Here is a 12,699-nt window from a genome sequence, read left to right on the forward strand (position 1 = left end):
GACATACTTTACTCTAGGGTGCCATTTTTTGTAACTAGACGGAGGAAGAGTTTTCTTTCAAAAACAAAATCCAGCTTTCCTCGATCTCCTCGACCTTTATCTGTGTTGGCAGATTCAACCGCTGAAGCCACAAATTCACGAGATGCCCGAGAATCAAAACTGGAGAGAGAGTTTTAAGTTCTGCACTGTGCGCTTCTTCTAAGAGCAAATTCTTTTCTGCCTCCCAATGCAGATCCAAAACATAGCCATTACCTTTCATGTAATTGAAATATGAAAGGTCACTTAAAAGCGCTTCATCATTATAAAGATCTTCCGCATTAATGATTATGGCCGCACTCACCACTTGCAAAGTGAGTTCTTCGGCAGGAACTTTGTGAAAACGAATTCCCAATTGACGTCGCGACAAAAACTCTTGTTGCTGATCAAGATCATCCGCATCTGCACTTACCAGATAAATATTCGAAAAGCCCATTTCCGCCAATAAAGACGCCACGATTCGCATCTTTTCCGCACGGGCAACAACAAAGGCCGGTTGTCGAATATCAAGGTCACGGGCTTTTTCGATAAGAACTAAACGAAGAGCTTCATAATACAAAATGCGCGGAAGCCAAGCACCATCGTCTTGAAAAAAAGAATCCAGGCTTTGCAAATTTCGGACAAGCGTCGGCTGAACTGCAATTCCCTCTAACAAACTTTGCGACAAAGAAAGATCCACGGCTATTCCCGCGGCATCATGATGAACCTCGGGAGTGAGTCCGGGTTGATGCTGAAACTCAAGATCCCAGGAATTTTTCTTGGTAAGAAATTCTAAAAAACGAAAGAAAAAACTCGGACCCTCAGGGCGAATTTCATAGATCTTTTTTGTGCTCATCCATGTACCTACGTGCTTCTTTCAGATCTTCCTGGATCTGATTTTTGAGTTCTTCCAAGCCGTTGAATTTCTTTTCATCACGAAGGAAGTGCAACAAGTACACCTCGAGCTCCACTCCATACAGGTGAGCATCAAAATCGAAAATATGGCTTTCCACTTTAAGCGGCGGTTTTTGCTCGGTGTGAAAAGTCGGATTCACTCCAATGTTCGTAATCGAAGGATGCAGATCCGATCCCACTTTAGTCAAAGTCACATACACACCCTTGCGTGGAACAAACTCCACGTCGGGATGAATATTCGCTGTAGGAACACCGATCGTACGACCACGCTGAAATCCTTTTTCAACAGGCCCTCGAAGATAATATCTACGGCCCAAAAGCTCACGCGCTTGCTCCACCTCGCCTGCCAACAAAGCCTCACGAATTCGCGTTGATGACACGACTTTTCCACCCAACTGAAACGGCGGAATGATGATCAAACGAATGCCGCGCTCTGAGCAGAACTGTTCCAGGAAAGGAATATTTCCGGCGCGATTGGCACCAAAAGAAAAATCGTGACCGACCACCAGAGTTTTTGGATGAAGTTTATCGACGATATACTTTTGCAAAAAATCCTGAGGTGAAATTTTCGAGAACTCGAGGGTGAAATTTTCAATAATCATGCTGTCAATACCGCGTGAACGGAATTGCTCTTGCTGATCACGTAGATCAAAAAGTCTTTGAGTGGACCTTTCAGGGTGCAAAACTCGCACAGGATGAGGGTGAAATGTATACACGACAGAGGGCACTCCAAAGTGCTGCGCCTCGCGGGTCACCGTCTCAACAAGCTGCTGATGGCCCAAATGGACCCCGTCAAAATTTCCAATTGTCACAACCGAAGCCTCTAGGCTTGCGGGAAGCTCTTTTACACCCTGATAAACCTGCATATTTTTCAATATACTCCTTTTAACGGCTAACGGTAAGGTCTTTTAATTGTTGAATTTTTCAGTAAATTTGCTATGTTGCGACGCGTGCAAAAAGATCCGTTTTCTCAGTCGATTTTTAAAAACCTCCTTTACCGTAGTGAAGTCCTGCTTCGCTTTTTTTCGCTACGTCGCGGTTTCTGGCTGAGATGCTTTTTATGCTGGCTGATTGGCTGCCTAGCCCTTTCGGTAGACGAGATCAATTCTTACGACCAACGCTTTCAACTTCGTGGTGACCAAAAAACCTCCTCACAAATTGTTTTGATCACTATGCACCAGGCCGACTTTACAAATATTTACGAACCTCTCACCGGTGGTTTCGACAATATGAACGAAGTCACTGACATCACGGATAGCTTTTTCTGGGATAAAAGAATTTGGGTCGAGCTCCTAAGCAAAATTATGAAACAGAACCCACAATCTGTGGGTGTGACACTTTACTTTGGCGATAATATCGGAACTCCCCGTTTGAGTTATGACGAGGCTCGTTTGTTTTTAGATCCACGCATTGTCTGGGCCTCGACGACAAATAACTTTGAGCGTGTCTTATTGCCTGCTTTTGCCAATCGTGAGCACAGCAATATCGGAAGCAATGAAGTTCGCCGTGACGAAGACGGCGTGGTTCGTCGCGTATTCCCGCAAAGAGCTGACATGCCCCATATGATTGAACGAATCACGGGGAAATCCTATCCCACAACTTTGGCGGGTCTTCCGATCAACTATCGTGGAAGCTCGCGCGTTTTTGCTCAATACACTTTGAGCGAAATTCTTTACGATGAGCTTCCGGCGAACGTTTTTGAAAATAAAATTGTTTTGATTGGCGCAGAAACATCCTCGGGACCAGTTTACATGACACCAGTTGGAACTCTGTCGCGCACAGAAATTCTGGCGCATGTTTTGGATACGGTTCTGGGCAACAAATGGATCAAGCGTTTGTCCTTCTGGTGGTACGCGGCCGGTTTGTTGTTGTTGATGTTCTTTGCGGTATTTTTGATCACCAACTACCCTCAATCTGTGGCATTGTTTTCGATCGTCTGGGTGGGAACTCTTTTTGCCGCATTGTCGGCATGGGTGTTTGATACATTCTATTTCTGGTCGCCGGCATTCACTCCGTTTGTATTATTAGCGGCAACATGGACGATCTTTATCGGTTATCAGGCAACAAAGATTGAGCGTCAAAACTTCCAATTGCAACAAGAGCAACAGTATTTGTCAGAGCTGGAGCAGCTGAAAAATAACTTCGTGAGTTTAATCTCCCATGACTTAAAAACGCCGATTGCAAAGATTCAAGCCATCGTCAATCGCCTGCAAACGCAGCACACGGATCCTGAACTGACTCAAGACTTAAAATCCTTGGGAACTTTCAGTGACGAACTCAATCGCTATATTCAGTCGATTCTGAAAGTTCTTCGTGTCGAGTCCCGTGACTTTAAAATTAATAAAGAAGTGGCTGATATTAACGAGATCATTGAAGCGGCCTTACAACAGCTTCGTCCCCTGGCTCGCGAAAAAGCCATTAAGATTGAAACGCAACTAGAACCGATGTTTTCACTCGAGTTTGATAGCACTTTGATTAAAGAGGTGGTGATCAATCTGGTTGAAAATGCGATCAAGTACACTCCTTCACAAGGACACATCGAGGTTGTTTCTTACGAAACAGACGAACACGTGCATGTCCTGGTGAAAGACACTGGCGAAGGAATCAAGCCTGAAGACATGGACAAAGTCTGGGGCAAATTCACGCGCGGCAGTGATCAAGATTTAAGAACTAAAGGTAGCGGTCTCGGCCTCTATCTCGTAAAGTATTTTATTGAACTTCATGGCGGCAAAGTGAAAATGGAAAGCCAACTGGGACAGGGAACAACTGTTTCATTCACATTGCCTGTTGAAGCCGAAGAAGATGAGGTGATTCTATGACTCCCAAATTACTAACACTGATTGTTGATGACGAAGCAGAACTACGCCGTTCGGTGATTTCGATCCTTCAATCAGCAATGCCTGATGTGGAGTTCACAATCGAAGAAGCTTCAACTGGTAAAGAAGCTCTACAAAAAGTTCAACAGCAACAATTCGATCTGGTGTTAATGGACGTCAAAATGCCGGAGATGAATGGTATCGAAGCATTGACCGCGATCAAAGAACACGATCCTCGTACGTTCGTCGTTTTGATGACGGCGCATTCGAATTTGCATGACGCGGTTATCGCGATTAAAGAAGGTGCGTACGACTACGTTGAAAAACCAGTCAACCCACAACAACTCACAGAGATTGTTCGTCAAAGCTTGGAAGCGCGTGAGTTGGTTTCGAACTTGGCCCTTTCGAATCCGATTTTTGACGACGATATCGAAAGCGAATTTGTTGGTTCGAATTCAAAAATGAAAGAAGTTTTCAACCTGATCTATCGCCTTTGCAAAGTCGATACGACAGTCCTCATTCGCGGTGAAAACGGAACTGGTAAAGAACTTGTGGCCCGTGCGATTCACTTCAACTCCCCTCGCAAATCCGGTGGTTTTGTCGCTATTAACTGCGGAGCTATTCCTGAGAGCTTGATGGAAAGCGAACTTTTCGGTCACGAAAAAGGGGCTTTCACGGGTGCTGTGGAAAGAAAAATCGGTAAGTTCCAAATGGCGAACAATGGTACTTTGTTCTTGGATGAATTGGGTGAATTAAAACCTGATATGCAAGTCAAACTCTTGCGCGTTCTTCAAGACAAGAAGTTCACCCCGGTTGGCGGCACACGTGAAGTGAAAACCAACACACGCATTATTGCGGCAACCAACCGCAACCTTGAGAAGATGATGGAAGAAGGCCAATTCCGCGAAGACTTGTTCTATCGCTTGAACGTCATGCCGATCTTCTTGCCGCCTTTGCGTGAGCGTACAGATGATATTAAAGCCTTGGTACAAACTTTCATTAAGAAGTTTTCTAAACAGCATGGCCGAGTTATCAACGGCATTACAGCTGAAGCATTGGACATGTTAAAATCTTACCGCTGGCCAGGAAATATCCGTGAACTGGAAAATGCGGTTGAACGTGCATTTATCGTGGAGAACTCTCACGAGATCACGGTTGAATCATTGCCTGAATCAATCAAACTCGCGCCAAAAGAAGACAAAGAAAAAATGGCGAGCGTTGGATATCAAGGTCCTTTGGATTTTGATGCCTTTAAAGAAGAAATGGAAAAAGAATTTATTGTCAGTGCATTGAAGGCCAACCAGGGCCGAATCAATCAAACAGTGGCGCAGGCAAATATTCCTAAGAACACTCTTCTTCGTAAAATCCGTAAATACGGAATCAATGTGAAAGACTACGCCGGAGAAGACTAAGCTCTTCGGAGCGCGGGGGAATTTGGAGGGAAGATTAAACCTCCAAATTCTTGCTTCGGTTTATTTTAGTATTGCTTCGGCTCTATCTACGACATGTGTGGCTGATATTGATTTCATGCAGACATGAGTTCCAATAGGGCATTCTTTGTGGCCGTGTTTTCCGCATGGGCGACAGTGTAAGCCTGTTTTTTCTACGACATAGCTTTCTGCGGACCATGGGCGATAGCCGAACTCGAGTACTGTTGGGCCGAAGACTGCGATGTGCGGAGTTTCACAGACTGCTGCTAAGTGAGTTGATGCACTGTCGTTTGCTATCACCAAAGATGCTCTTGCTATTAATGCTGCGGACTCGAAGATGCTGGTTTTTCCTGCTAGAGAGAAGGAACCGTTGATTCTTTCGGCTACTTTTTCTGCTAGCGCTTCTTCGCCGGGGCCGCCCATGACTATAACTTTATAGCCTTTTCTTTGCAGGGCTTGTCCTGTTGCCATGAAGCCTTCTTCGGTCCAGCGTTTTGTTGCCCAGACGGAGCCTGGGAAAATTAAAACTACTTTTTCTTTTCCGAAGAAATCGAGATTGAACTTCTGTTGGAGATTTTTAAATGCTTCTTCGTCTTTGAGAACTTGCTGGCGCAGGCTCATTGAGGCCCATGTTGGTGGGGCTGATAAATGACCTCGCTCATCGGGCGTATAAGGTTTTGCTGTAGCTGCGTAGTCTTGCAGATTCTTTTTTAAAGTCGCATCTTGAAATTGTAAGAGGCTCATTTGGCGTAGGGAATCTGGTAACGCCATCGGCTTTTTTTCACGAACATCGTAAAATGCAAAGTTCCAGAATTTATAAAACGAAATTTTCTTTTTAGCTTTAATCCGTGAAGCAAAGAAAACCGTGCGCAAAGATTCGTGTGGGACAATCAAATGATTCACTTCGTGTTTGCTGATTTTTTCAAGTGCTTGATTGTAAGAATCAGCACTGCCCTTTTGAACTTCGTAGAGTTCGTCAATCAAACCGGTTTTAAGAAGAAAGCTGCCTACACCTTTGCGACAGACCAAGCCGAGCTTGTGATCTGGCCACAGTTCACGGCAGCGCTTCAGCATCGGGATTGCGAGTAGCAGATCCCCGAGAAAGGCTGTTTGAACAACAAGATTTAAGGGCATTGAGAACTTCCTCCAAAGAGACCTGATCATAGCACATGACCGATCGTTCACAAGATCTCTTCCAGCAAGGGCTGCAAGAGCTTTTGCTTAAAATCGCAGCACCACGATCGTACAAATCTATTTCGTGTGCGCATGTCGGTCCGAACCATGCCACAGTTTGCACCTTTTGTGAAATAGCCATGTGCATTCCAAGGCTATCTCCCGTTAAAATCACATCGCACGCCGCAACACTGACAAGTCCATCGCGCAAACCTGATTCCGTTGCTGTTGAAATAACATCTAAACCTTGAGCAATTTCTCTATTGCGAAGTGTGTCTTCAGGGCCTCCCAAAAGCACCACTTCCGCATGAGGGATTTCTTCTTGAATAGCCTTTATTATCTGACGCTGAAAATCGACCGATAGCTTTTTATAAGGAATGACGGGACTGCAACCTGTGTTCAGTCCAATCACAATTTTTTTATTATTTTTACTCAACCACAGTTCGCGGCGGGATTGTTTTTCTTTTTCTTCCGTGTCTTGCAACGGCAGCCAATAATCATCGCGTTGATAGGGACCGAGTTCCAAAGCTTCGATCATCAATTGTGTTTCAGGCTTTTTATTCACAAAAAACTTTTTATCGTTATCAAGCCCAAGCTCCCACAGCTCTTGTGCTGCCGCCGTGGCCGGAACAATGGCGCCATTACGAGGAAGCACTTGAAACCCATATGTCTTATCCACTGTTGTACGCTTTAAGATGCCTGCCGCTTTTAATGACTTATCGATCACCAAAGCGATTTCAAATTCCAAAGAAGACAACGACAAGAGATCTGCTTCTGATGTTGTAAGAACACGGTCAATTGCCGGATGATTTTTTAACAGCTGATGAGCGGGAGCATCCGTCACCCAGGTGATCATTGAGCGCGGATATTTTCTTTTAATAGCACGCAGCAAACTCGTACTGCGAACAACCGCGCCGAGGGCACCCAGATGAACAATTAAAAGCGAAACCGCAGGAATATCCTTCACTGCACAACTTTCATCGCAAGAAGTGGAGCGAAAGCACGGCTTATAACCTGAGAAATGACGACATCCAATCACTGGCATTTCTTCATTCTAACGAAAGAGCTTTGGACAAGGGACTTGCTCTCGACAATCTGGCCCAAGGCCGGGCATCAGTCCTGACTGAAGTCCTGCACTTTTTTACACCCACTCGACCGATAAGACGCTGGTGAAGATTGAAAAAGAAATCATCCAACTCCGCCCCATTGATCTAACCCCTGATTCCCAGGGTGGCGTCGTTTCATTTAAACATTCAGGCCGACAATTTCAATTGAACCAAAACCAATTTTCAATGCTCCAAGCCTTGCGCAGCAGTGCCATGACTTTGGAATCTTTGGTGCAGTTTTATCTCGGACAAGGTTGGCTGGTGAGTTTTCGCGAACTGCACGGATTGATTCTTTTTCTATTGCAAGAAGGTGCATTTCTTAATTCAGCTTTCGCCACCTACTTCTCACAACAAGATTCCGCCACAGTTGCTCCCCTTAAGGGCGTGACGGTGTCTCGTGATCTTCCTTTTTTAAGATCTCTCGCTCCAGAGCTAGCCGATTACTTTCTCAAGAATTCACAAATCTTAAAAGTTGCAGCTCATACTCGCCTTCTGCAACAAGGCGAACGGACACGCGACCTTTATATTTTGCTTAATGGTCAGTTAGGAATTTATCGCGTTCTAGGTCCTTCTCAACGAGAACGCCAAGCCATTTTAGGTGGAGGCTCTCTTTTTGGTGAACGTGGTTTTCTTTTGGGACAAGCTCGTTCCGCTGACGTTTATTCACTTGCTGATAGCGAAGTCTTGAAAATACCTTTTTTGCCAGAATATGATCAGCTCATCAAAACCGATAAAGCACAGACACTGCAACATCGTTTCTGGGTCTTACAAGCTCTGACTTCATCCGAGTTTTTCTCTTCGCTGCCGTCAGACAGTTTGGATTCATTGATTTTCTCAGGCCGCCTTTGCCAAACAGGATCTCATCAGGTTTTGTTCCGCGAAGGCCAAGCCGGAAATTCTTGTTATATCTTGATTCAAGGTTCTGTGGTGATCAGTCAAAATGGGCAGAACATCAATATCCTGAATCAAGGTAGCTGCTTTGGTGAAATTTCACTTTTAATGAGCGGCGGCGTTCGAACAGCAACCGTCACCACACAAAGAGAATCGGTCTTGCTAGAGATCAGTCAAAATCATTTCTATCAAGTGCTCGCGCAAAACTTAATTCTTGCTAAAAAAATTGAAGAACTGGCCCTGCAACGTCTGCACAAAGACTCGCAACGCCATCCACGACAATCCAACAAATAATTCTAAAAAACTCTTACGCTTTGCGGAATCACATTCTCATTCTGTTTTTTCTCGTGCTAACATTTCGTTGTTGAATTCAATTTTTTTTGCAACGGAGGCCACGATGAAAAAAATCATTTTGCTTTTCTTTCTTGCTCCGCTGATGAGTTTTGCGCAAGAAGACCTTTCCGATTTAACTCTCGACGAACAACAACCCGAAGCGTATCGCTGCGCACGTAACAGCGATATCTACTGTTATGGCAAGCCCGTTGGTGTCGTCTGCATTCGTGATCCACAACCTCCTTATGGCAGTGGTCTTTGCCGTCAAAGAAGCAAACCTGATAACAATGGTGACGTCACCTGCGTTTGCCGTTAGCTCTGGTCCGCGCGTCTCAGTTTAAGACATCTCAATTTAGAAAAACTCAATAAACGTCCAGAAAATGCCGATAATAAGTAGGCCAAACAGAGGACGTTTGCTTGCAGATCGGCTTGGTTTTTTTATTCTTATTGTCGCTTGTTGCCTGCACGGATGCGGTGCCAGACATCGCACAGCTGCGCTCCACTTTCTCAAGCACGATCACGTTTGAAAATGAAGTCATTGTTAACGGTGAAAAACATATCGCAACGCCATCTACTGTTGCGACCTTAAATCTCAGCTCAAAAGTATCAGAAGTCTCCATCGGTGAAGGCCTTACTTGCGAAGGTTTGCCCTGGTATGCCAAGGCGAACAGCTATCCCCTTTCCCTGTCTGCGGGGGGCGGAAAAAAATTCGTGAGCTACCGTTTTAAAATCAATGGCTTAAGTTCCGAGTGTGTGACGGAATCTGTTTTTGTCGATCTCAATGCTCCGGTTGCGAGTTTACTGGCTATCAATGTCGGCTACGTGAACGGTTCGCAAAAATATTTTTCAACACTTGCTCCGAATCTCACCATTGCGGCAAGCGACGCGACGGAAATGAAAATCACCAATGATGCGACTTGTACCGGAGGCGCCTGGGAGACTTACAGCACCTCCAAACTCAATTGGGCTTTATCGTCTTCCACTGATGGCACTCATACGATTTCAGCAAGCTTCCGTAATTTGAGTGGCTTGGAATCAAGCTGTATCTCAGACACCGCAATCCTCGATACGACTGCGCCTGACACCTCGGGACTTGCTCCGACTCTACAAAACAGTGTGATTTATACTGCCAAAAATATCTCTCCTCTTATGAACTGGACACCGGCGACGGATACGGGCTCGGGTGTTTTAAAATATCAACTTTCTCTGGGAACTTCTTTTGGCGGAACCGAGATTCGCGATTGGACAGACGCCGGAGCAAGCACCAATGGACAACTCGTGGGTCTCAATCTTTTGGATCAAAATTATTATCTGAATATCCGCGTGGTCGATAACCTACAAAATACATCGGCCTGGCAAAGCTTGGCTTTTTCCGTACAAACGGTCGCACCGGCTTTAACGTTAAATACAACCTCCCCTTCATCAGTGAGTACACCTAGTATAACAGTGTCTAATATCTATTCTGACTACACAGTTCGCATCTTTACGGACGCTGCTTGCACGAATGAGATTATGACCGTGGGCTCAACGGGCACTTCAATGCCTGTCACACTTCCGACACTGTTTATACCAGGCGTTTATAGTTACTATGCGCAAAGCACTTCAAGCGGTGGCGCCTCGGCCTGCTCAGCGGGTGTCGCTTACGAATACGATCCGCCATTTTTGCAAATCACCAAGCTTGCCGATAATACACCTCGATCTATCAATGCAATCTCTGCCGCATTCGGTACCAGTGTGGCAATTTCGGAAGATCAAACAACTCTTGTAACTGGTGCGGCGAATGAATCTTCCGGTGCCGGTGCGGTTTATATTTACATCAAATCCGGTGGTGCTTGGACCTTGCAACAAAAACTAAATGGCGTTTTAAGCGGCGATCTTTTTGGCCAGAGTCTCGCGATCAGCGGCGACACTTTGGTCGTTGGAGCCCCTTCCCATCCGTATGATGCAACCGAAGCTAACGCACTTACAAATGCTGGAGCAGCCTACATCTATTTTCGTTCAGGCGGAACTTGGACGCTACAAAAGAAACTCGTTGGCACAGGAACCAATGGTCGGATGTCAGGAGACTTCTTTGGAGTTAGTGTCGGAATTTCTGGAGACAGCGTTGTGGTCGGAGCCAAAGGACAAAAATATGATGCGAATGGAAGCAATCTTTTAACAGATGCGGGAGCTGCTTTCGTTTTTGCTCGTGCTTCAACTGTTTGGACATTCCAACAAAAACTTGTCGGCCAAGGTACAAACGGACGACTTGCCTCAGATATCTTCGGTTCGAAAGTAGCGATCTCTGGAGACTCCATTGTCGTCGGCGCTCCGGGACACGGTTATGATGAAACAGGTACAGGCTTTTTAACTTTTGCCGGAGCGGCGTTTGTTTTCACACGCACTGCTGGTGTGTGGTCCTTGCAACAAAAACTAGCGGGCGCAGGTACAGTCACGCGCGTGGCATCTGATACCTTCGGATATAGTGTTGCAATTGAAAATGATTCGATTGCTATTGGGGCTCCAGGACAAGACACCGATGCAACAAACAGCAATTCCGTCACGGATGCCGGAGCCGCATACATTTACTCAAGAACAGGCGCGACGTGGACCTTGGAACAAAAAATTGTCGGGATGGGAACCAATGGCAGAAAAGCGGCCGACAGCTTTGGTAGCAGCGTTTCGATTTCTCAAGGACGCGTCGCTGTCGGTGCCAAGCTTCAGGATTATGATGCTGCCGGAGCTGCCCTGATAACCAATGCCGGAGCCGCGTATATCTTTAAAAAACAATCAAGCTCTTGGGATTTCAGTCAAAAGATCGTAGCGCTCGGTACGAACGCCAGAGTTGCCGCCGATAACTTTGGCGCATCAATTGCTTTGCAAGGTCTCACTTTGGCGGTGGGTGCTCTGGGGCAAGATTATGATAGCAGCGGCGCCAACAACGTGACCGAAGCGGGCGCGACCTTTATCTATTCGAAGTAACTAAGGCTTACCTGGATTGATTTTCACGACTTCAGAAATCAAAGTACCGATTTTAATTTTAGCTTCAATTCTCAAAATATATTTTCGATCGTCATCAGAAAGCCAAATCAAATTGTCTCCGATAGGTTTAAATTTACCCTTCAACACAATGTTTGGCTGAATCACAATCGCCTTCATGGGGCCGAGCTTCGTTTGTAAAACTTCGCGACGAAGCGCTTTACCAGAGAAGACGAGATTCTGTTCGTCGTCCGCAACTCGCCACGAGTATTCCTTCCCCGTTTCCCATTTGAAGTTTCTCATATAAAAAACAGAGCTGTACACATTTTGGGAGTACTCTAAGATATCCCAGGAAAGTTTCTTTTCCTTTTCCCCGTCATCTTTAGTGACTTTCTTTTCCCAATACGTCGCTTTACCTTGGTCAAAAAGCATTTTGGCTTCACGCAACTGGCCGGATTCTTTTACGTGCAATTGAAAAACACGCGGCACCAGTTCTTCGTAATCGACGAAAGTTTCAACACGGTCTTCAACGCTGTAAAAGTTCGAGAAAAGGCCCACAGTTTTAATTTCAATCGCGAAGGTATAGGACTTGCGATTATTGACGGTCGCAAAAGGTTCCACCTTGATTTTCAACTCACCCGCAGAAACTTTGAAGTAGTGAACGTCATGAACAACTTCCTCGCCAACGCGGAAAGGATCCTTGTTCGGGCGGCGCCCTGTAAAGTCATCATCATTTTCAAGTTCGGGCTGACGGCGCGCCGGTGATGCGGATTCAGCGGAGGTAACCGCAGTTGCCGCCCCTTTCTTTTTACTTGTCTTGGTAGGAGGAGGAGTTTTCTTTGTTTGAGAACCCTTTGTCGCCGGAGCTGGTGTTGCCACGGCAGTTGGGGCTGGCGTTGCGGCAGATGTTGGTGTTGACTCTGTCGTTGTTTCGCCTTCGGCCGGTTCCGTTGGTTTTACAATTGTGACGGCTTTATCAAACTCTTCATTCTTCTTCAGTTGATCTGCTTTTTCATACTTCATGATCGATGAACATGCGCTCACCATTAAAAGAAAACTGAA

The 12,699-nt window shown here is 45.6% G+C and carries 10 protein-coding genes; 5 read left to right on the plus strand and 5 right to left on the minus strand.

Going from position 1 to position 12,699, the window contains the following annotated elements; translation table 11 throughout:
* Positions 1-34: 34 nt before the first annotated feature.
* Both ACLWOR_RS14395 and ACLWOR_RS14400 read right to left on the minus strand, forming a co-directional pair.
* Positions 35-871, minus strand: coding sequence for a hypothetical protein (locus tag ACLWOR_RS14395; protein WP_413941465.1), 837 nt, complete (start codon positions 869-871; stop codon positions 35-37).
* A complete protein-coding gene (locus ACLWOR_RS14400) occupies positions 849-1,796 on the minus strand; it encodes a bifunctional riboflavin kinase/FAD synthetase (protein WP_413941466.1) in 948 nt (315 codons plus the stop codon). The genes ACLWOR_RS14395 and ACLWOR_RS14400 overlap by 23 nt, the downstream gene beginning before the upstream one ends.
* 72 nt (positions 1,797-1,868) lie before the next feature.
* Here ACLWOR_RS14400 and ACLWOR_RS14405 point away from each other — a divergent pair, with 72 nt between their 5' ends.
* Both ACLWOR_RS14405 and ACLWOR_RS14410 read left to right on the plus strand, forming a co-directional pair.
* Positions 1,869-3,749 (plus strand): ATP-binding protein, encoded by a 1,881-nt coding sequence (locus ACLWOR_RS14405; protein ID WP_413941467.1) that lies wholly within the window; start codon positions 1,869-1,871, stop codon positions 3,747-3,749.
* Entirely contained in the window at positions 3,746-5,158 is a 1,413-nt protein-coding gene (locus ACLWOR_RS14410; RefSeq protein ID WP_413941468.1) for a sigma-54-dependent transcriptional regulator, read from the plus strand. The genes ACLWOR_RS14405 and ACLWOR_RS14410 overlap by 4 nt, the downstream gene beginning before the upstream one ends.
* A 60-nt stretch (positions 5,159-5,218) precedes the next feature.
* On the opposite strand, the gene ACLWOR_RS14415 is transcribed toward ACLWOR_RS14410, so the two are convergent.
* Entirely contained in the window at positions 5,219-6,310 is a 1,092-nt protein-coding gene (locus ACLWOR_RS14415) for a glycosyltransferase family 9 protein (protein ID WP_413941469.1), read from the minus strand.
* The gene (locus ACLWOR_RS14420) at positions 6,231-7,316 is read right to left on the minus strand and encodes a glycosyltransferase family 9 protein (protein WP_413941470.1); all 1,086 of its coding nucleotides are present in this window, start codon (positions 7,314-7,316) and stop codon (positions 6,231-6,233) included. Before ACLWOR_RS14420 ends, ACLWOR_RS14415 begins: the two co-directional genes overlap by 80 nt.
* 202 nt (positions 7,317-7,518) lie before the next feature.
* On the opposite strand from ACLWOR_RS14420, the gene ACLWOR_RS14425 reads away from it, so the two are divergent.
* The 3 genes from ACLWOR_RS14425 to ACLWOR_RS14435 all read left to right on the plus strand — a co-directional run bounded on the left by ACLWOR_RS14425 (position 7,519) and on the right by ACLWOR_RS14435 (position 11,640).
* Positions 7,519-8,640, plus strand: coding sequence for a cyclic nucleotide-binding domain-containing protein (locus ACLWOR_RS14425; RefSeq protein ID WP_413941471.1), 1,122 nt, complete (start codon positions 7,519-7,521; stop codon positions 8,638-8,640).
* Between the two features lie 103 nt (positions 8,641-8,743).
* Positions 8,744-8,995: a hypothetical protein gene (locus ACLWOR_RS14430; protein WP_413941472.1), complete on the plus strand. Its 252-nt coding sequence runs from the start codon at positions 8,744-8,746 to the stop codon at positions 8,993-8,995.
* Positions 8,996-9,096: 101 nt separating this feature from the next.
* Complete coding sequence (locus ACLWOR_RS14435) at positions 9,097-11,640, plus strand: FG-GAP repeat protein (protein WP_413941473.1); 2,544 nt, start codon at positions 9,097-9,099, stop codon at positions 11,638-11,640.
* Here ACLWOR_RS14435 and ACLWOR_RS14440 read toward each other — a convergent pair whose 3' ends face one another.
* The gene (locus tag ACLWOR_RS14440; RefSeq protein ID WP_413941474.1) at positions 11,641-12,660 is read right to left on the minus strand and encodes a DUF3108 domain-containing protein; all 1,020 of its coding nucleotides are present in this window, start codon (positions 12,658-12,660) and stop codon (positions 11,641-11,643) included.
* Positions 12,661-12,699: the final 39 nt, after the last annotated feature.

Source organism: Bdellovibrio sp. HCB2-146 (assembly GCF_047345725.1).
Taxonomy (GTDB): Bacteria; Bdellovibrionota; Bdellovibrionia; order Bdellovibrionales; family Bdellovibrionaceae; genus Bdellovibrio.

Bases quoted from the DNA above. Each gene is read 5' to 3' on its own strand.
- ACLWOR_RS14395 (WP_413941465.1), bottom strand. From the start codon at position 871: ATGAGCACAAAAAAGATCTATGAAATTCGCCCTGAGGGTCCGAGTTTT.
- ACLWOR_RS14400 (WP_413941466.1), bottom strand. From the start codon at position 1,796: ATGCAGGTTTATCAGGGTGTAAAAGAGCTTCCCGCAAGCCTAGAGGCT.
- ACLWOR_RS14405 (WP_413941467.1), top strand. From the start codon at position 1,869: ATGTTGCGACGCGTGCAAAAAGATCCGTTTTCTCAGTCGATTTTTAAA.
- ACLWOR_RS14410 (WP_413941468.1), top strand. From the start codon at position 3,746: ATGACTCCCAAATTACTAACACTGATTGTTGATGACGAAGCAGAACTA.
- ACLWOR_RS14415 (WP_413941469.1), bottom strand. From the start codon at position 6,310: ATGCCCTTAAATCTTGTTGTTCAAACAGCCTTTCTCGGGGATCTGCTA.
- ACLWOR_RS14430 (WP_413941472.1), top strand. From the start codon at position 8,744: ATGAAAAAAATCATTTTGCTTTTCTTTCTTGCTCCGCTGATGAGTTTT.
- ACLWOR_RS14440 (WP_413941474.1), bottom strand. From the start codon at position 12,660: ATGAAGTATGAAAAAGCAGATCAACTGAAGAAGAATGAAGAGTTTGAT.